At 72.5% G+C, this 26,124-nt stretch carries 23 protein-coding genes and 1 tRNA gene; 7 read left to right on the top strand and 17 right to left on the bottom strand.

Features of this window, described 5'->3' with window-relative positions:
- Positions 1–12: 12 nt before the first annotated feature.
- Positions 13–1,062 carry an OmpA family protein gene (locus H9645_RS05065; protein ID WP_191728647.1) on the top strand — a complete coding sequence of 350 codons (1,050 nt, stop codon included), beginning with the start codon at positions 13–15 and terminating at the stop codon, positions 1,060–1,062.
- 4 nt (positions 1,063–1,066) lie between these two features.
- Positions 1,067–1,912, top strand: coding sequence for a hypothetical protein (locus H9645_RS05060; protein ID WP_191728646.1), 846 nt, complete (start codon positions 1,067–1,069; stop codon positions 1,910–1,912).
- A 46-nt stretch (positions 1,913–1,958) separates the two neighbouring features.
- Here H9645_RS05060 and H9645_RS05055 read toward each other — a convergent pair whose 3' ends face one another.
- Positions 1,959–2,750, bottom strand: coding sequence for a TatD family hydrolase (locus H9645_RS05055; RefSeq protein ID WP_191728645.1), 792 nt, complete (start codon positions 2,748–2,750; stop codon positions 1,959–1,961).
- Positions 2,751–3,018: 268 nt separating this feature from the next.
- On the opposite strand from H9645_RS05055, the gene hrpB reads away from it, so the two are divergent.
- Entirely contained in the window at positions 3,019–5,550 is a 2,532-nt protein-coding gene (gene hrpB / locus H9645_RS05050) for an ATP-dependent helicase HrpB (RefSeq protein ID WP_191728644.1), read from the top strand.
- A 117-nt stretch (positions 5,551–5,667) separates the two neighbouring features.
- A complete protein-coding gene (locus H9645_RS05045; protein ID WP_191728643.1) occupies positions 5,668–6,114 on the top strand; it encodes a hypothetical protein in 447 nt (148 codons plus the stop codon).
- A gap of 47 nt (positions 6,115–6,161) precedes the next feature.
- Here the strand turns inward: H9645_RS05045 and H9645_RS05040 are convergent, their stop codons facing one another.
- The 9 genes from H9645_RS05040 to H9645_RS05000 all read right to left on the bottom strand — a co-directional run bounded on the left by H9645_RS05040 (position 6,162) and on the right by H9645_RS05000 (position 15,687).
- Positions 6,162–7,262 (bottom strand): hybrid sensor histidine kinase/response regulator, encoded by a 1,101-nt coding sequence (locus H9645_RS05040; protein WP_191728642.1) that lies wholly within the window; start codon positions 7,260–7,262, stop codon positions 6,162–6,164.
- Between the two features lie 125 nt (positions 7,263–7,387).
- Complete coding sequence (locus H9645_RS05035; RefSeq protein ID WP_191728641.1) at positions 7,388–7,945, bottom strand: pseudouridine synthase; 558 nt, start codon at positions 7,943–7,945, stop codon at positions 7,388–7,390.
- Positions 7,945–8,814 (bottom strand): class I SAM-dependent methyltransferase, encoded by an 870-nt coding sequence (locus H9645_RS05030; protein ID WP_191728640.1) that lies wholly within the window; start codon positions 8,812–8,814, stop codon positions 7,945–7,947. Before H9645_RS05030 ends, H9645_RS05035 begins: the two co-directional genes overlap by 1 nt.
- Positions 8,815–8,861: 47 nt before the next feature.
- A complete protein-coding gene (gene aceK / locus H9645_RS05025) occupies positions 8,862–10,724 on the bottom strand; it encodes a bifunctional isocitrate dehydrogenase kinase/phosphatase (protein WP_191728639.1) in 1,863 nt (620 codons plus the stop codon).
- A gap of 125 nt (positions 10,725–10,849) precedes the next feature.
- Positions 10,850–12,178 carry an isocitrate dehydrogenase (NADP(+)) gene (gene icd / locus H9645_RS05020; RefSeq protein ID WP_191728638.1) on the bottom strand — a complete coding sequence of 443 codons (1,329 nt, stop codon included), beginning with the start codon at positions 12,176–12,178 and terminating at the stop codon, positions 10,850–10,852.
- A 173-nt stretch (positions 12,179–12,351) separates the two neighbouring features.
- Complete coding sequence (locus H9645_RS05015; RefSeq protein ID WP_191728637.1) at positions 12,352–12,858, bottom strand: hypothetical protein; 507 nt, start codon at positions 12,856–12,858, stop codon at positions 12,352–12,354.
- Complete coding sequence (locus H9645_RS05010) at positions 12,855–13,229, bottom strand: LysM peptidoglycan-binding domain-containing protein (RefSeq protein ID WP_225218055.1); 375 nt, start codon at positions 13,227–13,229, stop codon at positions 12,855–12,857. Before H9645_RS05010 ends, H9645_RS05015 begins: the two co-directional genes overlap by 4 nt.
- Positions 13,230–13,340: 111 nt before the next feature.
- Entirely contained in the window at positions 13,341–14,171 is an 831-nt protein-coding gene (gene queF / locus H9645_RS05005) for an NADPH-dependent 7-cyano-7-deazaguanine reductase QueF (RefSeq protein ID WP_191728635.1), read from the bottom strand.
- 193 nt (positions 14,172–14,364) lie between these two features.
- On the bottom strand, positions 14,365–15,687 hold the full coding sequence (locus H9645_RS05000; RefSeq protein WP_191728965.1) for an amidohydrolase: 1,323 nt from the start codon (positions 15,685–15,687) through the stop codon (positions 14,365–14,367).
- A gap of 176 nt (positions 15,688–15,863) precedes the next feature.
- Between H9645_RS05000 and H9645_RS04995 the strand changes: the two genes are divergently transcribed.
- A complete protein-coding gene (locus tag H9645_RS04995) occupies positions 15,864–17,783 on the top strand; it encodes a choice-of-anchor X domain-containing protein (protein WP_225218054.1) in 1,920 nt (639 codons plus the stop codon).
- A gap of 11 nt (positions 17,784–17,794) precedes the next feature.
- On the opposite strand, the gene zapE is transcribed toward H9645_RS04995, so the two are convergent.
- From zapE to H9645_RS04975, 4 genes are all read right to left on the bottom strand, one after another.
- A complete protein-coding gene (zapE, locus tag H9645_RS04990) occupies positions 17,795–18,937 on the bottom strand; it encodes a cell division protein ZapE (protein WP_191728633.1) in 1,143 nt (380 codons plus the stop codon).
- A complete protein-coding gene (locus H9645_RS04985; protein ID WP_191728632.1) occupies positions 18,930–19,604 on the bottom strand; it encodes an alpha/beta hydrolase in 675 nt (224 codons plus the stop codon). Before H9645_RS04985 ends, zapE begins: the two co-directional genes overlap by 8 nt.
- A gap of 40 nt (positions 19,605–19,644) precedes the next feature.
- Complete coding sequence (locus H9645_RS04980; protein ID WP_191728631.1) at positions 19,645–21,081, bottom strand: ExeM/NucH family extracellular endonuclease; 1,437 nt, start codon at positions 21,079–21,081, stop codon at positions 19,645–19,647.
- Between the two features lie 75 nt (positions 21,082–21,156).
- A complete protein-coding gene (locus tag H9645_RS04975) occupies positions 21,157–21,672 on the bottom strand; it encodes a c-type cytochrome (RefSeq protein ID WP_191728630.1) in 516 nt (171 codons plus the stop codon).
- A 323-nt stretch (positions 21,673–21,995) separates the two neighbouring features.
- Here H9645_RS04975 and H9645_RS04970 point away from each other — a divergent pair, with 323 nt between their 5' ends.
- Positions 21,996–23,699: a sodium:solute symporter family protein gene (locus tag H9645_RS04970; protein WP_318240493.1), complete on the top strand. Its 1,704-nt coding sequence runs from the start codon at positions 21,996–21,998 to the stop codon at positions 23,697–23,699.
- Positions 23,696–23,827, top strand: a complete 132-nt coding sequence (locus H9645_RS14170) for a putative transporter small subunit (protein WP_225218015.1) — start codon at positions 23,696–23,698, stop codon at positions 23,825–23,827. The genes H9645_RS04970 and H9645_RS14170 overlap by 4 nt, the downstream gene beginning before the upstream one ends.
- A 57-nt stretch (positions 23,828–23,884) precedes the next feature.
- Here the strand turns inward: H9645_RS14170 and H9645_RS04965 are convergent, their stop codons facing one another.
- The 3 genes from H9645_RS04965 to H9645_RS04955 all read right to left on the bottom strand — a co-directional run bounded on the left by H9645_RS04965 (position 23,885) and on the right by H9645_RS04955 (position 26,052).
- Entirely contained in the window at positions 23,885–24,520 is a 636-nt protein-coding gene (locus tag H9645_RS04965) for a hypothetical protein (protein WP_191728629.1), read from the bottom strand.
- Positions 24,521–24,540: 20 nt separating this feature from the next.
- A complete protein-coding gene (locus H9645_RS04960; RefSeq protein ID WP_191728628.1) occupies positions 24,541–25,833 on the bottom strand; it encodes a caspase family protein in 1,293 nt (430 codons plus the stop codon).
- A gap of 142 nt (positions 25,834–25,975) precedes the next feature.
- Positions 25,976–26,052, bottom strand: a tRNA-Arg gene (locus H9645_RS04955).
- Positions 26,053–26,124 lie beyond the last annotated feature (72 nt).

Here is a 26,124-nt window from a genome sequence, read left to right as displayed (position 1 = left end):
GAGCAGAAGACCATGCGAAACCGAAATCCTGCAGTGGCCGTTGCGCTGGCCCTGGGCTTGGCGGCGTGCGGAGGCGCGCCTGACAAAGAACAGGAGTCCGCGGCCGCAACTGCGGCACCTCCTGCGCAGCAGGCGACGCCGGATCCGGATGCCGGATCCGCCGCCAGCGAAGCGGAGAGCGCCCCGGAACCCGGCTTCGACATCGCGAACGTTCCGCTCAGCGAAATTGCGCTGGGCGAGTTCCCGTACCTGCGCCTGCCCGCGGGTTACGTGTACCAGGGCGAGGAGGCCTCCGACTACGAGCGCATCCCGTTCTGGACCGGAGACCGCATGGAATGGGTCGAGGGCCGCTTGTTCGGCGGCCGGATCATCGGCGACAAGGCGCAGGGCAAGACGTTCTCCCTGCTTGAATACCAGCGCAACATGCAGGCCGCGATCCGGCAGGCGGGCGGCCAGAGCATCGCGCAGGGACGCATTCCCGAGGAGTTCCGCGAGGCGGTGGAGGATGCCGATCCCGAGCTCCAGTCCCGCCTCTATTCGTCGATGGGCAATACCTTTTCCGGACCGGTGGAAACCTTCGTGATCCGCCGGCACGACCGCGACATCTGGATCCAGGTGGGCGGCTACTCGAACGGCGGAAACCTGCGCGTGGTCGAAACCACGCCGCTCGAAATCACCGCCGGCCTGCTCGAGGCCTCCGAACTCAAGCGGCAGATCGACGCCGACGGCCGCGTGGCCATCCAAGTCAACTTCGCCGTCGACAAGGCCGACATCCTTTCCGACTCGCAGCCGCAGATCGACCAGGTGCTGGCGCTGCTGCGCGAGGATCCCGCGCTGCGCCTGTCGATCGATGGCCATACCGACGCCACGGGGGATGCCGCGCACAACCAGCGCCTGTCCGAAGCGCGAGCGCAGTCGGTGGTGGCCGCGCTGGTGGTGCAGAGCATCGGCGCATCACGGCTGGAAGCCACGGGCCACGGCCAGTCGCAGCCTGTGGCCGACAACGACACCGACGAGGGGCGCGCGAAGAACCGTCGGGTAGAACTCGTCCGCCTGGATTGAACCCATGGAGTTCCGGACCATGCAGGACACATTCCGCAGCGTGCGCACGGGCCGGGTAACCGGACTTGCCTTCGCGCTGTTGCTGTTTCTTGGCGCTGGCTGCAGCGATGCGGGCGATCAGGACGAAAGGCGGCCGGGATCCACGGACCCGGCATCCCCTGATGCAGGAGACGCGCCGAGCCTGTACCTCGATCAGGTCGTGCAGATGCTCGAGAACGGACGCAATGCCCAGCTGGAGGGTTACCGGCACCGCGTCGAAAGCTGCAGGAATGCGGGAATCGCGACCCAGCCCCTGCCGTCGTCCGATGAGCACCTGGTCGGTACATCGCGCTGGCGCATGTGGCGCGACCGCGAGCACTTCGCCTATCGCATGGAAACCTGGCATGCCGAGCCGCCGGACGCGGCCCGCACGCCCGAGGCGCTCTGCACGTTCACGCTCGCCCTCACCGGCATCCACGGATACGTGGACGCGCAGCGCTCGATCCTGGTCGACCTGGAGACGGGGACGCGCACGGAGGGCGAAGGCAATCCCGACATCGTCCTGGCCGCTGTCGATGCGTCCAGCGGAAGCGATCCGCAGGCAGGCTCCGCGCCGGAAACCGTGGCTGGCCAGTCCTGCAACCGCTGGCGGTCGCAGCGTGGCGGCACGGCCTGCGTCTGGTCCGGGGGCGCGCGCTGGGGCTTCGCCAGCCACACCGACCGCGAGTTCGACCCCGGCGCCGGCATGCATGCCGACCAGATCGTGCTGGATGCGGACGCGCCGCCGGATGCCATCGGCTACGAACTGGAAACCACGACCTTCGTGGTGGGCGCGCCGCTGGACCGGGACGCCATGATGCCGAAGCGTTAGCTCGCCCGGCCGCTGGTGCGCACGGCCCTGTTCCGGTGCGCTGCGCTCAGCCCGGCAGCCTGAAGAACGCCCGCGCGGTCGCGGTGGCATTGGCCGCGGTCACCGCAACGTCCTCGCCGCGGTCGCGCGCGAGCTCTTCGACGATGTGCCGCAGGAAGGCCGGTTCGTTGCGCCGGTCCTTCGGCATCGGCTTCAGCGTGCGCGGCAGCAGGTAGGGCGCGTCGGTTTCCACCATCAGGCGGTGGGCGGGGATGTTGCCGACGATGTCGCGCAGGTGCTGGCCGCGGCGTTCGTCGCAGAGCCAGCCGGTGATGCCGACGTGCCAGTCGCGGTCGATGCAGTCGAACAGTTCCTCGCGCGTCCCAGTGAAGCAGTGCACGACGGCCGGGCCGATGCGGCCCTCGAAGTCCTTCATGATCGCGACGAAGTCGGCGTGGGCGTCGCGCTGGTGAAGGAACAAGGGCTTGCCGGTGTCGGCGGCGATTTCCAGCTGGCGTTCGAAGGCCTTGCGCTGGGCGGGGCGCGGGGAGAAGTCGCGGAAGTAGTCCAGGCCGCATTCGCCGACGGCGACGACTTCGGGATGGGCGTGGAGGGCGCGCATCTCGGCGTCGCATTCGGCGGTGTATTCGCTGGCGTGGTGCGGGTGCACGCCGGCGGTGGCGAACCATTCGCCGGGGCGGGTGCGGGCGAGTTCGAGGGCGAGCGGGGAGTGCTCGCGGCTGGCCCCGGTGAGGACGGCCTGGACGACGCCGGCGGCGCGGGCGCGCTGCCAGACCTGGTCGCGGTCGTGGTCGAAGCTGTCGTGGGTGAGGTTGAGGCCGATGTCGATGAGGTCCATGCGGGCATTGTAGGTGGGTGCCTGTTGGTGGGCTGCCGGTGGAGGCGTTCGGCTTCGGGAGGGAGCGCGCCGCTGCGCAGGGGGCATGGACCGGCGAAGCAGCCGTCCGTGGCTGATTCGCCTTCCGCGCACATCCTTGTGCGCTGGCCATGCCCCCTGCGCAGCGGCGCGCTTCGGCGACGTGATGTGCTCCGGCTTCGGCGGTGGGGGCGAGCCCGACGCGCTGTCGCGCGCTGTTTTACGGGCCGGAGGTCCTTATCCTTTGCGGGTGAGCGAGCCGACGTTTCCCATTGATGGAGTGCTGCCGGAGGTCGGGGCGTCGCTCGAGGCGCATCCGCGGCTGGTGCTGGAGGCGCCGCCGGGGGCGGGCAAGACCACGCGCGTGCCGCTGGCGCTGCTGGACGCGCCGTGGCTCGAGGGACGGCGGGTCGTGATGCTGGAGCCGCGGCGGGTGGCGGCGCGGGCGGCGGCGGGGTTCATGGCGGCGTCGCTGGGCGAGGAGGTCGGGCAGACGGTCGGCTACCGGATCCGCTTCGAGCGCAAGGTGTCGGCGGCGACGCGGGTGGAGGTGGTCACCGAGGGCATCCTTACGCGGATGCTGCAGGACGATCCGATGCTGGACGGCGTCGGGGCGCTGCTGTTCGACGAGTTCCACGAGCGCCATCTCGCGGCCGACCTGGGGCTGGCGCTGGCGCTGGACGTGCAGGCGGGGCTGCGCGAGGACCTGCGCATCGTGGTGATGTCGGCGACGCTGGACGGCGAGCGGCTGGCGGGCTTCCTGGAGGCGCCGCGGCTGTCGAGCGCGGGGCGGAGCTTTCCGGTCGAGGTGGCGCATTTCCCGGCGCGTCGCGACGAGGCGGTCGAACACCAGGCGCGGCGGGCGGTCGAGCATGCGCTGGCGTCGCATCCGGGCGACGTGCTGGTGTTCCTGCCGGGGCGTCGCGAGATCGAGCGCCTGTCGCGGGTGCTGGAGGATGCCGGGCGCGATGCCGCGGCGACCGGGGCCGCGATGCCCGGCGTCGAGGTGCTGGCGCTGCACGGCGACCTGCCGGTGGAGCAGCAGTCGCGCGTGCTGCAGCCGGCGGCCGATGGCCGCCGGCGGGTGGTGCTGGCGACCAACGTGGCCGAGTCCAGCGTGACCCTGCCCGGGGTGCGCGTGGTCGTCGACAGCGGGCTGGCGCGCGAGCCGCGGCACGATCCCAACAGCGGCTTCAGCCGGCTCGACGTGGTTCGGATCGCGCAGGCCTCGGCCGACCAGCGCGCGGGGCGCGCGGGGCGCGTGGCTCCGGGCCGGGCGTACCGGCTGTGGCCGGAGTCGCAGCGGCTGGAGCCGCAGCGCCGGCCGGAGATCGCGCAGGTCGAGCTGGCGGGCCTGGCGCTGGAGCTGGCTGCCTGGGGCAGCGACGCGCTGCGCTTCGTGGATCCGCCGCCGCCGGGGGCGATGGCGGCGGCGCGCGACCTGCTGCGCGGGCTCGGCGCGCTCGATGCCGGCGGGGCGATCACGCCCATGGGCCGGCGGATGCTCGCGCTCGGCACGCACCCGCGGCTGGCCGCGATGCTGCAGGCCGCGCCGGACCCGGTGGCGCGCGCGTTGGCCTGCGACCTGGCCGCGCTGGTCGAGGCGCGCGATCCGCTGCGTTCGCGCAGCGACGCGCTGGCCGGGCGCTGGCGCGCGCTGGCCGGATTCCGCGAGCGGCGCGTGCCCGCCGACGCCAGCCGCGCCGCGCTCGCCGCCATCGATGCCGCCGCGCGCCAGTGGCGTCGCCGCCTGCGCGTGGAGGCGCCGCCGCCCGGCGACCTGCCGGCCCACGCGCTGGGCGACCTGCTCGCGCACGCCTTCCCCGACCGCATCGCGGCGCGCCACGCTTCCGACCTGCGCCGCTACCAGCTGGCGAACGGCCGCATGGCCCGACTGGCCGACGACAGCGACCTGGTGGGCGAGCCCTGGCTGGTGGCCACCGAGCTGCGCTTCGAGGCGCGCGGAGACGCCCTGCTGCTGCGCGCGGCGCCGGTGGACGAGGCGGCGCTGCGGCGCGACTTCGGCGACCGCTTCAGCGAGCGCGACGAGACCCGCTGGGACGCCGACCGCCGCGCGCTGGTGGCCGAGCGGGTGCGCCGCTTCGCCGGCATCGTGCTCGACAGCCGGCCCGCCGGCCGCCCCGATCCCGCGGCCGCGGCGCAGGCGCTGGCCGAGGCGGTGCGCGATCTCGGCCTGGACGTGCTGCCCTGGAGCGACGGCCTGCGCCAGTGGCGCGCGCGCGTGGCCAGCCTGCGCGCCTGGCGGCCCGACCTCGGCCTGCCCGACGTCGGCGACGCGGCCCTGCTCGACGGCCTGGACGACTGGCTGCGCCCGGCCTTCGCCGGCAAGACGCGCCTGGATGCGCTCGGCGCCGAGGAGCTCTCGAACGCGCTGCGCTCGCGCCTCGACTGGCCGCTGCAGCAGGCGCTCGACGCGCTGGCGCCGGTGCGCATCACCGTGCCCTCGGGCCAGGCGCGCGTCATCGACTACGGCATCGGCGACGACGGCGCGCCGCGCCCGCCGGTGCTGGCGGTGAAGCTGCAGGAGCTGTTCGGCCTGGCCGACACGCCGCGCGTCGCCGACGGCCGCGTGCCGCTGCTGCTGCACCTGCTGTCGCCCGCGGGTCGCCCGCTGCAGGTCACCACCGACCTGCGCGGCTTCTGGGACCGCACATGGCCGGAAGTACGCCGGGAAATGAAGGGGCGCTATCCGAAGCACGCGTGGCCCGAGGATCCGTGGAACGCCGTTCCGACCCATCGAGCGCGTCCGCGCGGCAGCTGAACGGACACGCCGCGGATCACGCCGGCACCACGGCGGGCGTCCGACACTGCCAGGCCCGATCCAACCCTCCCGATCCCGCGCCGGCGCACGCCGTCGCACCGCCCCCAGGAGTCATGCATGCGCAAGCGCACCCTCATCCGCGACGTCCGCAACGCAATCCCCGACCGCGCGCTGGACCTTGCCAGCCGCCTCGGCGACGGTTTCCGCAACGGCGCCGATGGCGCCGGCAGGTGGTTCCACGATGCGCCCGGCAGCGCCGGCCACTGGCTGCAGGGCGCCCAGGCCGGAGCCGGCAAGTGGTTGCAGGCCGGGATGGCCGTGGGCGCGGCGCGCACCGGTGCGCGCGCGGTCGGCACCGTGGCGCGCCGCCATCCGGTGGCGCTGGCCGCGGCCGCGGTCGGCGTCGGCGTCGCGCTGTACGCGGTGTCGCGCCATCGTCGCAAGCTGGCCGAGCGCGACGCCATCGAAGGCCGCTCCAGCCGCATCCGCGAGGCGCTCGACCGCCCCGAGCCGGATCCGCACGCGACCGACATCGGCGAGCGGCCGACCCGCGGCGAGGACTGAGCTCCGGCCAGGCCGGCGGAGTCCGCCAGGCCCGGCCCACCGCGACCTCAGGCGGTCGGCGCCTCCGGAAGCTCCACCACGAAGCAGGCGCCGCCGCCCTCGCGGTCCTCGTACCAGAGCTGGCCGCCGGCGTCGCTGACGATCTGGCGGGCCAGCGACAGTCCCAGGCCGCTGGACGTGCCGGCGCGCGCCGGATCGACCTCGGTCAGGCGCGAGAAGGGCTTGAACAGTTCGCGCTGGCGGTCACGCGGCACGCCCGGGCCCCGGTCGGCCACGCGCAGCTGCCGGAACCCCGGCGCGCCGGGATTGCAAAGGATGTCGACGTCGCTGGAAGGCGCGTACTTCATGGCGTTGCCGACCAGGTTGCCGGCCACCTGGCGCAGCACCAGTTCGTCAATCGCCACCACGCCTTCGATCGGCCCGCACACGCGCAGCCGGCTGCCGCTGTCCTCGAACTGCAGCTCGTAGCGGCCCACGATCCATTCCACCACGCTGGCCAGCTCGACGCGCGCGTCGCGGGCGCTGCGGGCGTCGCGCGCGCGCGCCTGGGTTTCCAGGTAGCGGCTGATATAGCCCAGCCCTTCCTCGGCGCTGTCGCGGATCATCTGCAGGTAGCGCGGCACGCGTTCGGGCCGCAGCGTGCCGCTGACCATGATGTCGCTGGCGAAGACCACGCTGGCCAGCGGATTCTTCAGGTCGTGCGCGACCAGGTTCACCAGCTCCTGGCGTTCGCGCGCCACCTGCTCCAGCCGGTCGCGCGCGAGCTTGAGGCCGATGTGGGCGTTCACGCGCGCCACCAGTTCCTCGGGGATGAAGGGCTTCACCACGTAGTCGACCGCACCGGCCTCGAAGGCGCGCAGCAGCAGGGCGCGGTCCTGGGCGGCGGTGAGGAAGACCACCGGCACCCGCGGCAGCAGCGCGCGCAGGCGGATTTCCTCCATGACGCCGAAGCCGTCCATGCCCGGCATCATCATGTCGAGCAGCATGAGGTCGGGCGCCTGGCCTTCGGCGATCTCGAGCGCCGACTCCCCGTCCCCGGCGACTGCGACCTCGTAGCCCTGCCGTTCGAGCAGGGCACTCACCACGCGCAGGTTGGCGGCCTGGTCGTCGACGACGAGCACCCGGCCGCGGTTCTGGTTTGCCTTCATGGCCCCTTTTCCGCGAACCGCGCGACACCGGTCGCGCGGGGTTTGAAAACGTTATCAGAAAGCGCGCGCCGATCGCATCGCGGGCCCGTGCGGCGCATGCCGCCGCCCAGCGCTGGCTGAACCGTTCAGGAAAACGGGCGCGTGGGCGACAGCTCGCGCCACTGGCCGGGCGCGAGTCCGTCCAGCCCGGCGCCGCCGATGTGCGTGCGCACCAGGCGCAGGGTCGGCAGGCCGACGGCCGCGGTCATCCGCCGCACCTGGCGGTTGCGGCCCTCGCGGATCCTCAGTTCCAGCCAGGCGTCGGGCACGGTCCTGCGTACGCGCACCGGCGGATCGCGCGGCCACAGCGGCGGCGGCAGGTCGATCAGGCGCGCCCGTGCCGGCAGGGTCGGGCCGTCGCGCAGTTCGACGCCGTCGCGCAGCCGCTGCAGCTGCTCCGCCGACGGCGCGCCTTCCACCTGCACCACGTAGGTCTTGGCCAGCTTGTGGCGCGGGTCGGTGATGCGGTGGACCAGGGCGCCGTCGTCGGTGAGCAGCAGCAGGCCCTCGCTGTCGTGGTCGAGCCGGCCGGCTGGGTAGACACCCGACGGCAGGCCGAAGCCGGCCAGGGTCGGGCGCGGCGGCGTGCTCCGGTCGGTGAACTGGCAGAGCACGCCGTGCGGCTTGTTGAACGCGACCAGCACTAGGGCTTGATGAAGCGCAGGGTCATCCGGTCGCTCTCGCCGATGGCCTGGTACATCTGCCGGTCCTCGGCGTCGTGGTTGTTGACCGGCGGCAGCGTCCACACGCCGTTGGGGTGGTTGCGGGGGTCGCGCGGGTTGGCGTTGATCTCGCTGGCCTGGTCGAGCCGGAAGCCGGCGGCGGTGGCGAGCGCGATCACCTGGTCCTGGCCGACGTAGCCCGAGCGGTCGTCGTCGGCCACGTCGCCGGCGGCGCGGTGCTCGACCACGCCGAGCACGCCGCCCGGCTTCAGCACCTCGAAGAAGCCCTTGAACATGGCCCCGGCCACGCCGTCGGCGCGCCAGTTGTGCACGTTGCGGAAGGTCAGCACCGCATCGGCCGAACCGGCGGGGCCGAACACCGGGGCCGCGGGGTCGTAGAGCACCACGCGGGCATCGGAGAACTGCGCGGGCTTCGCGGCGAACAGGGCCTCCAGGCCGTCCCTGGAGCGCGTGGCGTAGTCGCGCGCCCGGCCTTCCGGCCGCGCCTGCGGATCGACCACCGCGGCCACGTAGCCGGTGCGCAGCCAGGGCGCCAGGATCTCGGCGTACCAGCCGCCGCCTGGCGTGATCTCGACCACGGTCTGCCCGGTTTCGATGCCGAAGAAGGCCAGGGTCTCGCGCGGATGCCGGTACCGGTCGCGGGCCACGTTCTCCGGCGAACGCCAGGCGCCCGCCAGGGCCTGGTCGAGCAGCGGGTCGGGCGCGCGCATGGACAGGCCGACGGGCTTCGCGGGCGGTGCGTCGGCGGCGCCGGCCTGGGCGTCCGCGGCCGGGGTGGCGGCGCAGGCGCAGAGCAGCAGCGTCAGGGCAAGCGGCAGGCTTCGGATCATGGCGGCGTTCCTGTGTGCGGGATGGAAAGCCTAACCGCAAACGCCGCTCAGTCCGCCGCCGTGCCGGCGCCCGCCGCCGCCCCGTGGCTGCGCGCAGGCAGGCGGGCCGAGGCCGGGTACGGAGGCACGTCGAGATAGCCGCCGGCCCGCAGCCGCGCCTGGATCCCGCGCCACCAGGAGGCGTCGAAGACGCCGGGATGCGCGTCCAGCAGGGCCTGGCGCAGACCCGGCGACAGGCCCAGGAAGTGCGGGAACAGCGCCGGGAACACGTCGTCGCGGCGCGCGTACAGCCAGTCCTCCAGCGGCCGCGTCTCGTCCTCCTCGCGCGCTTCGGGCAGGTCGCGGAACCGGACCTCTTCGAGCAGGCAGAGCTCGTCGAAGTCGTAGAACAGCGCGCGGCCGTGGCGCGAGACGCCGAAGTTCTTCAGCAGCAGGTCGCCGGGGAAGATGCCGCTGCGCGCCAGGTCGGTGATCGCCTGGCCATAGTCGAGCACGGCGCGGCGCGCCTCGGCTTCGGGCATCCGCCGCGCGTAGAGGTCGAGCGGATGCAGCCGGCGCTCGACGTAGCAATGGCGCAGCAGCACCACGTCGTGCTCGGCGGACACGGTGTCGGCACATTCCGCGAGCAGCTCGTCGAGCATCCCGGGTTCGAACGCGGCGCGCGGGAAGCGCAGGCGGCGGAACTCCTGCGCGTCCACCAGCCGGCCGACGCGGTCGCGGCGCGCGACCAGCCGGTACTTGCCCTCGATGTCGGCGCGCACGCTGTCCTTGGGCTCGGCGAAGCGGTCGCGGATCACCTTGAACACCACCGGCAGCGCGCGCGGGGTGAACACCGCCATGACCATCCCGCGCACGCCCTCGGCGCGCACCAGCTGCTCGCCGGGATGCGCGGCGAAGTGGCGCTGGATCTCGCGGAAGCGCTCGGTCTTGCCCTGCTTGCCGCGGCCGAGCACGGAGTACAGCTCGGAGACCGGCTTGGCCGGCAGCAGCGCGTGCAGGAATGCGACCGCATCGCCCACGCGCGGCAGGTCGGCCATGAACCAGCTGCGCGCGTACCCGAACAGCATCGAGACCTGGGCGCGTTCGAGCAGCACCGCATCGGCGCGCACGCCGTCGGCGTCGTTCAGCAGTGCCACCACCAGCGGACGCGGGCCGTCCTCCGCCTGCACGCGACCGACCAGGTAGGCGCGGCGCTCGCGGTAGAAGACGGTGTCGAGGAGGTGGATGTCGGCGTCGCCGCGATGGGCCATGTCCGTGGCTTCCGCCGGAGCGTCCGATGCCGCCCCGGGCCTGGCCGCGGACTCTGGTGCCGCCGCTGGATCAGGGGGCGTTCCCGCAGCGCCTGCGAGCCCCAGGCGTTCGTCGAGCGCCTCGGCGATGGCCCGGGCGTCGGCATCGAGGTCCCGGTGCCGGAATCCTCGCGCCCGCAGCGCGCCGCGCCAGCGTTCGACGCCGCTGCCGCCCCCGGGCAGCGGTCGCAGCTCGCCCGGACACTCCGGATCACCGGTGGCGCCATCGTCCGGATCGTGGAACTCGAGCGCCGGTGCCACCCCTTCGGTCAGGAAGAAGCGCCGCGACATCGAATTGAACAGCGTGCGCGCCAGCGCCGCGTCGTGCCTGCCCGCGGTCATGCCGCCATAGCAGTCGCGCACCGCCGCCCAGAACGGCCGCGATCGCATCCGCTCGCCGGCCAGGGCCTCGAATCGTCCCAACGCCTCGCCGAGGAAGCTGTCCTGCAGGTCGATGCGTGCGACCGCGTCGGCCTGCGCGCCGCGCCAGTCACGGCGCTCGAAGCGCCGCCGTGCCCGCCGCGTCAGGTCGCCGAAGCGTGCTTCGTAATCCTCGTAGGCATCGAGCACCAGCGCGGCGGCGCGGTGGACCAGCGGATCGATGGAGTTCGGCGGCGCCATGGCGCGAGTGTGGCCCGGCAAGGCCCTGCCGTGGGTCCCGGGTCGACGGATCAACGAAAAATGCCCGCGACTCGCATCGCGGGCATTCCGGATCGTCCCCCGCATTGCGGGGGATGCGGGTGCGATCAGAGGTGCTTGATGATCTCGTCCGCGAACTCGCTGCACTTCACCTCGGTCGCGCCGTCCATCAGGCGGGCGAAATCGTAGGTGACGCGCTTGGAGCCGATCGCGCCGTCCATCGCCTTGATGATGGCGTCGGCGGCCTCGGTCCAGCCCATGTAGCGCAGCATCATCTCGCCCGACAGGATCACCGAGCCCGGGTTCACCTTGTCCTGGCCGGCGTACTTCGGCGCCGTGCCGTGGGTGGCCTCGAACACCGCGTGTCCGGTGACGTAGTTGATGTTGGCGCCCGGCGCGATGCCGATGCCGCCGACCTGCGCGGCCAGGGCGTCGGACAGGTAGTCGCCGTTGAGGTTCAGCGTGGCCGAGACGTCGTACTCGCGCGGGCGCAGCAGGATCTGCTGCAGGAAGGCGTCGGCGATCGCGTCCTTGATGACGATGCCCGCGCCCGGCTTGCCCTCGGGGATGATGTGCCAGGGGCCACCGTCGAGCTCGACCGCGCCGAACTGCTCGCGCGCGACCTTGTAGCCGAAGTCGCGGAACGCGCCCTCGGTGAACTTCATGATGTTGCCCTTGTGCACCAGGGTCACCGACTTGCGGCCGTTGGCGATCGCGTACTCGATGGCCGACTTCACCAGCCGCTCGGTGCCCTGCCAGCTGACCGGCTTGATGCCGATGCCGACGTTGACCGTGGCGTCGGTGGCCGCCAGGCCGACCGCGGACAGCTGCTCGTTCCAGCCAGCGGCCTTGTCGGCGGTGCCGAAGCGGATCTTGTCGAAGCCCTTCGGGAACTCCTTCTGCAGGAAGTCGAGCACCTTCTGCGCATCGGCCGAACCCGGCTCGAACTCGATGCCGGCGTAGATGTCCTCGGTGTTCTCGCGGAAGATCACCATGTCGACATCGCCGGGCTTCTTCACCGGCGAGGGCACCCCTTCGAACCAGCGCACCGGGCGCAGGCAGACGTAGAGGTCGAGCATCTGGCGCAGGGCGACGTTGAGCGAGCGGATGCCGCCGCCGACCGGCGTGGTCAGCGGGCCCTTGATGCTCACCAGGTATTCGCGGCAGGCCTCGACGGTGGATTCCGGCAGCCACTCGCCGGTCTGGTTGAACGCCTTTTCGCCGGCCAGGACCTCCATCCACTCCAGCTTGCGCTTGCCGCCGTAGGCCTTCTCGACCGCCGCGTCGAGCACGCGCACGCTGGCGCGCCAGATGTCGGGACCGGTGCCATCGCCTTCGATGAAGGGGATGACCGGGCGGTCGGGGACGTTGAGCCCCTGCGCGGTCTTGGTGATCGGGCTCGCGCCTGCCGGCACGGCCGGGGTGAAGTCTGCCATCGGGTTCCTCCGTGGGGTGCCGCGGCGCCGGGGCGCGCGGCGGGTGTGGACCGGCATTGTCGCGCTTCGGCGCGGCGCGGGCAAAGGCGCGAGGGTGGTGGGGCGTGTGCGGGGGCGACCAAAAAAAAGCGCGGCCCCCCCAAGGGACCGCGCTTCGATGCGCCCGGCGCGCCTCAGCGCACTTCGAAATCGCGCGTCTGCACCACTTCGCCGTCGTGCAGGATCTCCACCCGGTAATTGCCCGTGGGCCAGCCGTCGGGCTTGCTGACCTTGAACGCCGTGGCGCCGGTGCCGGTGAAGTCGAAGTCCTGGCTGGTCTCGTCCACGGCCTGGTTGCCCTCGTAGGTCCAGCGCGCGGTCAGCTGGCCGCGCTGCGGGGAGGCCGGGTCGGACGAGGTCGTCGCCACCGAGGCGTAGATGGTGTCGGTCGGCGCGAAGGTCGTGGTCGGCGTGGTCACGCGGTTGTCGGCGCCGATGGCGTTGCCGAGATCGACCGAGGTCACGCTGACCACCGGCGCGGCCGGCGCGGGAGCCGGTGCGGGTGCGGGCGCCGGAGCCGGAGCCGGGGTCGCCGCGGGCGGCGGCGGGGCGGGCTCGTCCTTCTTGCAGCCGGCCAGTGCCAGCGTGGCCAGCAGCGTCGCGGCCAGTACGGCGGGGGCGTTCATGGGGCGTCGGGTCATAGCGGGTCTCCGTGGGGGCTGGTCGTGGTGCCGCCGTCCTCGCGGGCCGCGGCGGGAATCCTGAGCACCTGGCCGGGCTGGATCCGGTCGGGATCGTCCAGCTGGTCGCGGTTGGCCTCGAAGATGCGCGACCACTGGCTGGCGCGGCCGTAGTGCGCCTGGGCGATGTGCGAAAGCGTGTCGCCCTTCTGCACGGTGTACCGGGTTTCGCCCACGGCCTCTTCGGTCGAGCTGACCGAGGACTGCACGTTGCCGAAGTCCGGCCGGGACGTGGCCTTCGCCTCGGTGCTGCTGACGCCGGAGCGCACGTTGCCGAAGTCGGGCTTGCCGTCCGGCCGGTCCGGACTGGCCGACTTGGTGCCCGGCTTCAGCGACAGCGAACCGGGGTCGTTGGGGTTCTGGGGTTTGCTCATGGGGCCTCCTGTGCCGCGCGAAGCGCCGTCAGGTATACACCGGCCCCGTTAAGGAAATATCGAAGCCGGCTACTGCCTCGGGTCGCGCGCCGCGGCGGGCGGCGCCAGGCCGGGCGTGGCCCGCCAGGGATTGATGTCGAGGCCGCCACGGCGGGTGTAGCGCGCCTCGACCGAGAGCGCCTGCGGCCGGCAGCGCGCCATCAGGTCGACGAAGACCTGCTCCACGCACTGCTCGTGGAAGCCGGCGTGCTCGCGGAACGAGACCAGGTAGCGCAGCAGCCCTGCGCGGTCGATGCGCGGGCCGCGGACGGCGATGCGGATGCCGGCCCAGTCCGGCTGGCCGGTGACCGGACAGTTCGACTTCAGCAGCGCCGAATGCAGGACCTCGTCCACCACCTCGCCGTCGTCGGCCGACAGCAGCGCGGGGTTGGGCGCGTCGTACTCGTCGCAGGCCACGTCGAGTCCGTCGAGCGACACCGGCACGGGCGCGCCCGGCATCGCGCCGTCGCCGGCATCGACCGGCGGCAGGCCGAAGTCCACGGTGACCGGGACACCCGCGGCCGCCGACAGGTCCGCGCCGATCCGCGCGCGGACCTCGTCGCGGCTGTCGAAGCGCGACCTGTTGAGCGAGTTGAGGTAGAGCTTCAGCGACTTCGACTCGACCAGGTGCGGCGAATCCGCCGGCACCAGGAAGGTCGCCGTCTCCACAACCGGCTTGCCGCGGCCGTCGAGCCAGGACAGCTCGTAGGCATGCCAGCGGTCGTGGCCGGCGAAGGGCAGGGCACCGCCGCCAAGCCAGAGCGCCGCACGGCCCTGCGCACGCGGAATCGGGAACAGCAGCGACGGATCGTAGGCGCGCGGGTAGGCGACCTCGCGGCCGAGCGGGAGTTCACTGGTCATGCCGGCATTATCGCGCGCCGTGCGGCCGGGTGCCGGGAAACGCCTTGCCACGGATGACGCGGATCAACGCGGATTTACACGGATAGAGCAGGTCAATCGAAAGGCGCCGGCTGGTGCCTCGGACCATGCCTTCTTCTTTTGCTCGATCCGTGTAAATCCGCGTTCATCCGCGTAAATCCGTGGCAAAAGCTCTTCAGGACGCCCCAGTGCCGCCGTGCAGGTAGTCCAGCGAGAGCTGCAGCATCGCGCGCAGGCCCAGGTCCAGCGCGGATTCGTCGAGGAAGAACTCCGGCGAGTGGTTGCTCGGCGCCGTCGTGGGGTCCTGCCCGGCGGGCGTGGCGCCGACGAAGAAGAACACCGCGGGGACCTGCTGCGCGTAGTAGGAGAAATCCTCGGCGCCCATGTTCAGCGGCATGTCGACCAGGTGGCCGGCGCCGGCCACGGCTTCCAGGCTCGGGCGCATGCGCGCGGTCAGCGCCGGGTCGTTGGCGGTGACCGGGGTGCCTTCGATGTCGGGCACCTTCGCCACCACGGTGGCGCCGTGTGCGGCGGCGACCTTCTCCGCCACGTTGGCCAGGTCGGCGAACACCGCCTTGCGCATGTCCTCGTCGAACGTGCGGATGGTGCCGATCATCTCCACGCGGTCGGGAATGATGTTGAAGCGCACGCCGCCGCGGATCGCGCCGAAGCTCAGCACCACCGGCTGCCGCGAGATGTCCTGGCGGCGGCTGACCACGGTCTGCGCGGTGCCGATGATGTCGGCCGCGGCCACGATCGGGTCGACGCCGCCCCAGGGCCGCGAGCCGTGCGTCTGCCGGCCCTGGACCACGATGTTGAAGCGGTCGGAGGCGGCCATCGTCGGGCCGCTGCGTACGCCGAGCTGGCCGGCGTTGAGGGTCGAGAACACGTGCAGGCCGAACACGGCGTCCGGCTTGAAGTCCTGGAAGATGCCCTGCGCCAGCATCACCTCCGCGCCGCCCTCCTCGCCGTCCGGCGGACCTTCCTCGGCCGGCTGGAACACGAACAGCACCTCGCCGGGCAGCTCGTCGCGCATCGCCACCAGCGCCTCGGCCACGCCCATCAGGATGCTGGTGTGGGCGTCGTGGCCGCAGGCGTGCATCACGCCGACGGTTTCGCCGTTGAAGGTCGCGGTGGCCTTCGACGCGAACGGCAGGCCGGTGGCCTCGGTCACCGGCAGCGCGTCCATGTCGGCGCGCAGCGCGATGCGCGGGCCGGGCTTGCCGCCCTTGAGCACGGCGGTGACGCCGGTGGTGGCGATGCCGGTCTTCGGTTCCAGGCCAAGTGCGCGCAGGTGCCCGGCCACCAGCGCCGCGGTGCGCGTCTCGCGGTTGCCGAGCTCGGGGTGCTGGTGGATGTCGCGGCGCCAGTCGACCACCTTGGCCTGCAGGCGCTGCGCGGCCTCGGCGACTTCGGCGCGCTGCGCCTCCTGCGCGAGGGCGGAAGGGGCGGCCAGCGCAAGCGCCAGGGCGCAGGACAGCGACAGGAGCTTCGGCATGGTGTTCCCCGGGCGGTCGATGGAGTCGACATCGTGCACCAGGTCGGCACGCGGCGGCAGCGCTCCGTCGCCCGCCTTCACGGGGCTGGTCTATAAGGGAGCGCGGCGGATGGGGATCCGCCCACCAACGGGAGAGAACCGGTATGCGCAAGCGGACGGGAACGGTCGTGCGCACGATGCTGTGTGCGTCGATGCTGATCGCGATGGGAACGGGAGCGGCGACCGGCGCCGGGAGGGCGCCGCTGCAGCCGAAGCAGCTGGCCGGCCCGGCCACGGAGTTCGAGGCCATGCGCGCGCCGGATCCGGCGGATGCCGCGATCCTGTCGCGCAGCGCGCTGCTGCCGGTGGTGTTCGACGCCTCCGGCCACGCCACGCTGCGCGTGCCGGTGCACCACGGCCGGCTCGACGCGATGCTGCTGTCCGGCGGCGCCGACTGGTCGCCGCGGCTGGTGTCGCCGGCCGGCGTGGAGCTGGCGCAGGCCACGCTCGCCCGCGGCGCGCGGGCGTCGCGACTGGGCGGCGAGCATGACGGCCAGTCCGGCACCGTGGTCCGCCTCGACGGCCTGGTCCGAGGCGACTGGACCCTGCACCTGCAGGCCCGGCCGGGCGAGGGTGGGCGCGGCTACCTGCTGCTCAAGGGCGACGACCGCCTCGAGCTCGCATCGCACCAGGCGCATCGCCGGCAGTTGGTCGGCGAGCGGATGGACATCGTCGCGATGCTGGCCGCCGACGACGGCACGCGTGTCGCGCTGGGCCGCGATGCCGGGCACGTGCGCTCTGCGCAGCTGCGGATCGTCGCGCCCGACGGCACGGCCACGCTGCGCCCGATGCACGACGACGGCCGCCACGGCGATGGCGGCGCCGGTGACGGCCGCCTGGCAGGCGGCTTCGTGCCCGACGCCACCGGCACCTGGATCGCGCAGGTCATCGTCCACGGCCATGACCGCCTCGGCACGCCCTTCGTGCGCACCGCCGAGCACGCGCTGCCGGTGATCGAGGCGGGGCCGCGGCTGGCGGCGGGCACGGCTTCTGCGGCGTACTCGTCGCCTGGGCGGCTGTCGGTGCGGCTGCCGCTCGCGAACGCCGGCAAGGGCGCGCACTACCGCGTGCTCGCCGAGGTCTGGGGCCGCGACGGCAAGGGCGGCGAGGTGCCGGTGGCCTGGATCGGCGGCATGGCCGAGGCCGGCGACGGCGGACTGTCGCTGGGCCTGGACGAGCGCTGGATCGCGCGCGCGGGCGCGTTGGCGCCATTCGAACTGCGCGCGCTCAGGATCGAGGACCCCGACCATTTCATCCCCCTGGCGACGGCCACGCGCCTGCCGCTGTCGACGCCGCGCCTGCGCCTCGCGCGCACCGCCCCGGCCAGGCAGGCCGCGATCGACGAGCTGATGACGATGGGACCGCGTCCCGCCGCAGCCGACGCGCGTGCCGCCGCCACCGGGCGCAAGCTGGTGCTGGTGCACGGCTATTGCTCGGGCGGCGTCTGGCCGCAGGCGCAGTTCGCCAACTCCGCCACCTTCCTCGACGCCAACCAGAACCGAAGCCACGACCAGTTCGCGCAGCGCATCAAGAGCTTCGGCGCGCAGTGGAACTCGTTCGGCACCGTCGCCCACAGCCAGGGTGGCGCGGCCTCGCTGCACCTGTATGCCTACTACTGGAGCGGTCTCGACAACGCCAGCGGTTCGCGCCTGATGCAGTCGGTGGGCACGCCCTACCAGGGCACCAACCTCTCCGGCATCATCGCCACGGTGGGCAACTGGTTCGGCGTGGCCTGCGGCTCGAACAGCAACATGACCTACAGCGGCGCCTCGGCCTGGCTGGCGGGCATCCCGACCTCGGCGCGGTCGAAGGTGAACTACTACACCACCGCGTTCCGCACCACGAACTGGTACACCAACGACTACTGCAACGCCGCCAGCGACCTGGTGCTCGGCGATCCCGAAGACGGCACGGTGGAGCGCGCGTATGCCCAGCTTCCGGGCGCGACCAACCGCGGGCACACCGCCGGCCAGTGCCACACCGCGGGTATGCGCGATCCGGCGCAGTACCGCGACAGCAGCCGCAACGCGACGATGAGCAGCAACGCCGCGCGCTGAGGCAGCCGCTCCTACAGGTGGTGGCGCGCCAGGTAGTCGGTGGACTGCATCTCGATCAGCCGGGAGGCGGTGCGCTCGAAGGCCCCGGCCAGGCGCTCGCCCGCGTACAGCGCGGGCGGCGCCGCATCGGCGGTGCAGACCAGCTTCACGTTGCGGTCGTAGGCCTCGTCGATGAAGGTGACGAAGCGGCGCGCGGCATCGTCGCGCGTGCCGTCCATCACCGGTACGCCGCCCAGCAGCACGGTGTGGAACTCGGTGGCGATCTCGATGTAGTCCGACGATCCGCGCGGGCCCTCGCACAGCGCGGCGAAATCGAACCAGGCCATGCCCGGGCAGCGTGCGCGGGTGTGGATGCGGCGGCCGTCGAGCTCGATGCTGCCGTCGCGGTGGCCGTCATCGCCGCCCAGCGCGTGCCAGCGCGACTCCAGCCAGGCGTCGGATCCCGCGTCCAGCGGCGTGCGGTACACCGGCGAGCGGGTCAGCTCGCGCAGGCGGTAGTCGGTGTCGCTGACGATCTCCAGCACCTGGCAGTGCCGCTCCAGCAGCGCGATCGCCGGCAGGAAGCGCGCGCGCTGCAGGCCGTCGGCGTACAGGCCCGATGGCTGGATGTTGGACGTGGTCACCAGCACGATGCCTTCGGCGAACATCCGCTCCAGCACCCGCGCCAGCAGCATGGCGTCGCCGATGTCGCTGACGAAGAACTCGTCCAGCACCAGCACCCGCAGCGAGCGCCGCCACTCGGCCACGATCGAGGCCAGCGGGTCGCGTTCGCCGGCATGTTCGCGCAGGCGCTCGTGGACCACGCGCATGAAGCGGTGGAAGTGGGTGCGGCGCTTGCCGTTGCCGTCGCCGCCCTTCGCGTCCAGCTTCGCCACCGGCAGCGGCAGGCCGTTGTAGAACAGGTCGACCATGAAGGTCTTGCCGCGGCCGACGCCGCCCCAGAGATACAGCCCCTGCGGCGCCTCGCCGCCGGGGTCGCCGCCGAAGGTGCGCGCGAACCAGCCACGGCGCGGCCGGCCGGCGAGCAGGGCGTCGTGGACCCGGTCGAGCGCGGCCAGCGGCGCGTGCTGCGCCGGATCGTCGTCCCAGTCGCCGCGGGCGATGCCTGCGCGGTAGGCCTGCGATGGCCGCGGCGCGTCCGCGGCGTCAGCCATGGGCGGCGGGCAGGTGCCGGCGCACGCCGCTCTTGATGGCGCCGCGCAGGTCGATCAGCTTGCGGTGGAAGAAATGGCTGGTGTCGGGCATGCGCACCACTTCGGGGTCGGCCTTGAGGCCGTCCAGCCAGCGGTAGACGCCCTGCGCGTCGACGATCTCGTCGGCGTCGCCCTGGATCACCAGCCAGGGCATAGTCGGCGTGGTGATCGCCTCGAAATCCCAGCTGCGCCCGGCCGGCGGCGCGATCGAGACCAGCATCGACGGCTGCAGCTCGGCGGCCATCGCCAGGCTGACGTAGGCGCCGAAGCTGAAGCCGGCCAGCCACAGCTGGTCGCCGGGACGCGTGGCGCGGACCCAATCGGCCACCGCGCGCAGGTCGTCCTGCTCGCCGCGGCCTTCGTCGAAGGCGCCTTCGGAGGCGCCGGTGCCGCGGAAGTTGAAGCGCACCGTAGCCAGGCCCGACTCGCGCAGCGCGCGCGCGGCCATGGTCACGACCTTGTTGTGCATGGTGCCGCCCTCGGTGGGCAGCGGATGGCAGACGATGGCGACCGCCGGCACGCGGACGACGTCGTCCTCCGGCAGGTCGACGGCGACCTCGAGCGCGCCGGCGGGGCCGGGCAGGGTCAGGGCGCCGGAGGCGTCGGGGAAGGGAGGCTGGGGGCTCATGGCGGCCATGATAGTCGGCGGGTGTACGAGGGGGTCGGGCCTACAGCGTCCGCAACCTCAGCCCCACGATCACCGGGTCGTGGTCCGACGCGCCCCAGGGGGCGGGGTCGCCTGCGCCTTCCGGGGGAGGCGCGGCGTCGGCGGCGACCGGCGCCTCGTCGGCGTTGCTGTGCCAGATCGCCGCATCCTCCAGCCGCGCGCCCAGCGCGGGGCTGAGCAGGGCGTGGTCGAGGCGGCCGGCCTGGGCGTCGTAGACGTAGGTATGCGGCTGGCCCCCATCCACGTCCGCCAGCGCGTCGGTCCAGCCGGCATCGACGAAGCCGCGCACGGGATCCTCCATCGCGTAGGCGTTGAGGTCGCCCAGCACCGCGACCAGGTCGCTGCCCTGGCCGGTCGGGTCGCCGGCCAGCCAGGCGCGCAGCGCTTCGCCGGACGCCCGGCGGGTGGCGTTGAAGCAGGCCTGGCCGTCGCCCTGGTCGAGGTCGGCGCCGGCGGCGTCGCGGCAGCCCTTGGACTTGAAGTGGTTGGCGACCACCACGAAGGCCGGGCCGCTGCCGGCGCGGAAGGCCTGCGCCAGCGGCGCGCGGCTGAGCGGGCCGAACACGCCGTCCTCCAGCGTGGCCGGCCGGCCCAGCGGGACCACGCGGTCGGCGCGGTAGATCAGGCCGACGCGGATCGGGTTGTCGCCGGGGCCCCGGCCGGCGTTGACGAAGCGCCAGCGCAGGCCGTCCGGATCGAGCGCGGCCACCAGTCCGGCGATGCTGGAGTCGGTGCCATAGCCGTCGTTCTCCAGCTCCAGGAGCGCGACGATGTCGGCGTCGAGCGAGGACAGCGTGGCCACCAGGCGCGCGAGCTGCTCCGCGTATTCCGCCGGCGTCCGCGCACCGCGCGCGGTCGGGAAGCCACCGCCGCGCCCGTCGCCGTTGAACAGGTTCTGCAGGTTGAGGCTGGCCAGGCGCAGTTCGCCGGCCACCGTCGGTGCCGCCGGGCGCGATGCCGGCTGCAGGGTGTCGACGTCGGCGACCGCCAGGCGCGGGCCGTCGTCGCCAACGGTGAGCACGCCCTCGAGCACCTCGAGCGTGCCGCCGCCGCGCCACACTTGCGCGTGCCGCGCGGCCTTCGGCGGCAGCGCCAGGGACAGGCTGCGCGCGCGGTTGGCGGCGGCCACGGCGTCGGCCGCGGCGCCGGGCAGCGCGACCTCCGTGGGGGTGCGCAGGCGCTCGCCGAACGCAACCACGACGCTGGCGTCACGGTCGAGGCGATGGTTGCCGGAGATCACCAGCGGCGCGGTGATGCGCACGCGGCGGCCGTCCAGCGCCGACCAGTCTTCCGGCACCGAGGCGATCTCCACCGCGGCGGTGGCGGTGGCCGCGGTGGCCGGCGCATCGGGCTGTCGCCCGAGGCCGGCGCAGCCGGCCAGCAGCATCGCCAGGACCAGGGCGGAAGACGTGGTGCGGACGGTGCCGGTGGTGGTCATGGTCGCTCGTCGATGTCGTGGGGCGGAAACGAAGACGCCGCCCGTGGGCGGCGTCGGCGGCGGCGGGAGGCCGGCTTACTGGAGGTTCTCGACCATCCAGTCGACCGTGGCGACCACCTGCTCGTCGGTCAGCGCCGGGTTGCCACCCTTCGCCGGCATCATGCCGGCCGCGCCGGTGAAGCCCTCGATGGCGTGGCGGTGCAGGGTGTCGGCGCCCTGCGCGATGCGCGCGGTCCACTCGGCGGCGACCATCTTCGGCGCGCCGCCGGCGCCCGAGGTGTGGCAGCCCGCGCACAGGTTGTTGTAGATCACCGAGCCGTCCAGCGTGCCGCCATAGGCGACCTGGGCCGCGGCGGACGCGGCGGCGGCGGCGGCGGCGGCGGCCTGCGCGGCAGCGCCGGTGTCGCCCGCGTACACGGCGCCGACCGGCGCGATGCGGTTGGCGGTGCGCTGCGCCACGCCCGGATCGACTTCGCCCGGCAGCGACTTGTGCACGAAGTAGGAACCCACGATCAGGCCGATCGTGACCAGGGTCAGGAAGCCGATCACCAGCGAAAAGCGCTTGAGGAAGTCGAGATCGTAATTGCGCACGGAACACCTTGGCGGGCGTGGCCGGACGGCCACAGCTGCGCAGGATTATAGAGCACAGCCCCGCGGACGTGGCATGGCGGACGACGTCCGCTGGGCGCTGTGGGACGCCGCGTTCCCGGCCATTTCGCCGGGGCTGCTAGGATGTCCGCTTCGCCGCGCCTCCGATGCCTGCCGTCCCGTGACGGTTTCCGGAGGCGCCCCATGGCGCAGCTGGCCCGGTTTTCCGCGCTGCAGGTCCCGTTCCGGACGGTCCCGTCCCCCGGACGCCTGCGTGCTGCGTCCCGCCAAGCCCGAGTGGCTTCACGAGGAGCGCCTGACCGCCAGTGGCCGACCCATCGTTCTACCAACTCCAGACACCCACCGTCCTGCTGCTGCTGGTCGCCTTCTACGGCGGCACGTTCCTCATGTCCCGGCGCATCGCGCGCAAGGACGAGAACGTCGACGGCTACATGACCTCCAACGGCGCGATCGGCTTCGGCGTTTCCGCCGCCAGCATGACCGCCACCTGGATCTGGGCGGCCTCCTTCTATGCCGCCGCCACCTCCGGCTACAAGTACGGCATCTCCGGCCCCATCCATTACGGTCTGTGGGGCGCGCTGATGATCCTCTTCATCTACCCCTTCGGCCGCCGCTTCCGCGAGGTCGCGCCCGAGGCGCACACGCTGGCCGAGATCATGCACGCCCGCCACGGCCGCTCCAGCCAGCTGATCCTCGCCGGCTCCAACATCGCCGGCAGCGTCATCAGCCTGATGGCGAACTTCACCGCCGCCGGCGCGCTGGTGGCGATGCTGTCGCCCTTGGACTTCGTGCACGGCGTGCTGATCGCCGGCATCGGCACGCTGTCGTACACCCTGTGGTCGGGCTTCCGCGCCTCGATCATGACCGACGTCGCGCAGGTGGCGGCGATGCTGGGCGCCGCGGCGCTGATCATCCCGCTGGTGTTCTTCAACGCCGGCGGCATCGAGGCGGTCTCGCAGGGCTGGGACCGTCTCAGCGCCGAGCAGGCCTCGATGTTCTCGAAGACCGCGTTCCTGGAGCAGGGCGCGCCCTACTTCGTGGCCGTGCTGGCCTATGCGATCGGCAACCAGACCATCGCCCAGCGCCTGTTCGCGGTGCGCGAGGACCTGATCAAGCCCACCTTCCTCGCCGCCACCGTCAGCTACGGCGCCACCGTGATCGGCCTGGGCATGCTCGGCGTGGTGGCGCTGATGGTGGGCATGGAGCCCGCGGGCGGCGACCACAACAACCTGATCCCGCAGATGGCCTCGAGCTACCTCGGGCCGGTGATGATCGGCGTGTTCTTCATCATGGTGATCGGCTCGCTGTCGTCGACCGCGGATTCCGACCTCGCCGCACTCTCCGCGATCATGATGACCGACATCTACGGCAAGAACATCGCGAAGGGCCGCGTCAACCCGGCCACGATGCTGTGGGTCGGGCGCATCACCATGATCGTCGCCACCACCGCGGGGCTCGTCTTCGCCAGCTTCCGGATCGACATCCTCTCGCTGCTGGTGTTCGTGGGCGCGCTGTGGGGCTCGATCGTGTTCCCGGTGATCGCGAGCTTCTACTGGAAGAAGGTGAACAACCGCGCGTTCACCACCGCGGTGGCGGTCTCGGTGACGGCGTTCATCGTCGCGCGGTTCCAGCTGGTGCCGATCGAGGGGCTGGTGGCGCTGGTGCTGGAGCTGTTCGCGACCGTCGGCGCCGGCGTGGTGCTGGGCCTGATGGCCTTCGGCTTCTTCGGCAAGCGGGTGGGGCTGGGCGTCGGTGTGCTGGCGACGCTGGCGCTGGCGCCCTTCACCCTCGGCTTACTGCGCGACTATCCGGTGCTGCTGAGCTCGCTCAACGCGTATGGCGTGAGCACGGTGGTGTGCTCGCTGCTCAGCTTCCGCAGCCGCGAGGACTTCGACTTCGCGCTGCTCGGCCGGCGCGTGCGCAACTTCGACCAGGAGCAGGCCCCGACGGCCGACGACATGCATGGGCCGGCGCCCGCGCTGGACGCTGCCCGGGAGGCGACGCGATGAGGGACCTGCTGATGACCGCCTACGTGCTGGTGTGGCCGGCGATCGTGCTGGTGATGATGTTCGTCATGGGCCGCGGCGTGTGGCGCGACGTGCGGCGCGCGAAGAAGCGCGGCGAAGACCTGGTCTGACCGGCCCGGCCGCAGGGCGGCGGACGTCAGCCTCGGCCAGCGCGCCCGCTGCCTGCGTCAGGGCACCGGGGTTCCCGCGTCGACCAGGGCGCGGCTGGCCTCCGGCGGCAGCGGGCCGAGGTCGGCCAGCTGCTTCCTGCCTTCCTGGAACAGCAGGCGCGAGGGCGTCGCGAGATAGCCGGGGCCGGCGTCGAAGTCCATGGCTGAAAATCGATCGTCGACGCAGGGCTTGAGCCGGTCGCCGAGCTTGTAGCGGTTGGCGCTCATGGCCATGTCGGCGGCGTTGGCCCGCAGCACGCGCTTGGCGGGGCAGTGCGAATGGATGTTCGTGCCGGTGGGCATGTAGCCCTCCGGACAGGTGGTCCACATCGCGCACATGATGTGGGCATCGTTGGTCACCACCTGCACGGCGAACCGGCTGGAGTCCCGGTTCTGGCAGACCTGGCCGCAGGCCTCGTGGCCGGTGCGGTCTGAATGGTCGGCCAGCACCCGGCCCACGCGCTTGAGAAAACCGGTCCGGTCCTCGCCCGGCGTGTTCTCCATGAGCACCAGCTCGCGCTCCGGCACGGTGCCGGCGCCGACCGGGATGGGCGGGCCGCGGTAGATGATTCCCGGCCGCAGGAACAGCCACCAGATGGCGACGGCGACCGCCACCGCCAGCAGCACCAGCAGCCACGGCCACCGGCGTGTCATCCCCCTGCGCGCTGCCTGCGTCATGGCGTGTTGAACCCCTGGATGCCCTGGCAGAACGCCAGCATCAGTGCGCTGGCCGCGTCCTGGTTGTTGTCCTGCAGGCTCGCCAGGTCCAGCGTGGCGCGGGCAAAACCGGCCTGGCTGGCGCGCTCCAGCCATTTGCGCGCCTCGCGCCGGGTGCGTTCGTCCGGGGCGTCATCGTGGAGGTCCTCGCCAAGCAGGGTCTGGGCCACGGCGTGTCCGGCCTCGGCGGCGCGCAGCCAGTGTCGCCGGGCCTGCGCACGGTCGCGGCCCACCCCGGTGCCCTCGCTCAATACCTTGCCCAGCACCGTCATCGCGCGCAGGTCGCCCGCCTCGGCCTCGCGGCGCAGCCGCGGGAGGCCGTCGGCGGTCAGCGTTTGCCCTGCAAGCAGCACGGCCCGCATTTCGCTGTTCCACAGTCGCGAAGCCTCGGTGCGTTCGGGCGGGCACATGGCGGGCGACCCGAATGCCGCACGCGGCTGGCCGGGACGTGCCGCCTGCCCGGCAGACGCCGGCCTGCGCGGGTTCAGCACCAGCGGCCCGTTGAGCTCGCTGGCAAACCAGGGGCGCTGTCGGCCGCGGGTCAGCGCATCCACCTGGGACTGCGTGGCCTGCATCAGGTCGAGCATGCCCAGCCCCGGCTCCGCCAGGTTTTCGGCGAAGAACAGCGCGAACGGGCTGTTGCGGCTGGCATGCCCGAGGCTCGCCGCCGAGTCGATCGCGCGCTGGCCCGGGCTGGTGGAAAAGGCGAGGAAGGTGCCGTCGCCGGTCTCCGTCGTGACCAGTCCGCGCGTCTGCCCGCCGCGGGTGGGCGCATCGCGGCAGGCGTCGATCACCGCCACCAGCGCATGCGGGTTCGCGGCCCGGAGGTCGCGCAGCACCGTGGACAGCGGAAGCCCGCGCATGCGCACCGCGGCGCGGTCGATCGTGGCCATCGGCTGGCCGATGTCGACCGGCATCAGGAAGTTCTCGCCGCCGACCTCGAAGCCGTGGCCGGCGTAGTAGAAAAGCGCGATTTCGGCGTCCGCCGCCTCGGCCGCGAAGTCCGCGAGGTCCTCGCCCAGGCTGCGGTAGCTGCCGTTGGTCGATTCCGTGACTTCGAAGCCGATGCCGCGCAGCTGCCGGCTGATCAGGCGGGCATCGGACACGGCGGCGTCCAGACGGTCGACCCCCGGGTATTCCGAAATCCCGACCACCAGCGCCACGCGCTTGCCGGCGGCATCGGCGGGACATGCCAGCAGGCACCCCAGAACCAGGCCGGCCGCGGTCAGCAGCCATGATCGTCCCTGCATGAAACTCCCCCTGTCCCGCGCCCTCGTACCGGGGCAGCCGCGTCCAGGTTGGACATTAGCGCAGCGCGCCGCTGCCGGGCTGTCGCAGCGCAGCGCCATGCGAACGCTGTCCCGTCAGCGTCCCATTCGTCATAGGGGGAGATGGCGCGCCTGGAGGGATTCGAACCCCCGACCAATGGCTTCGGAAGCCACTACTCTATCCGGCTGAGCTACAGGCGCCCGGCCGGCCATTGTCCACGATCCCGGCGACCGGCGCGAGTCCCGGGCACGGGCCGCACCCGCCGTCCGCGC

Origin of the sequence: Luteimonas colneyensis (assembly GCF_014836665.1) — a bacterium.
GTDB classification, from domain to species: domain Bacteria; phylum Pseudomonadota; class Gammaproteobacteria; order Xanthomonadales; family Xanthomonadaceae; genus Luteimonas; species Luteimonas colneyensis.
This window is presented reverse-complemented; position numbering and strand designations above follow the sequence as displayed.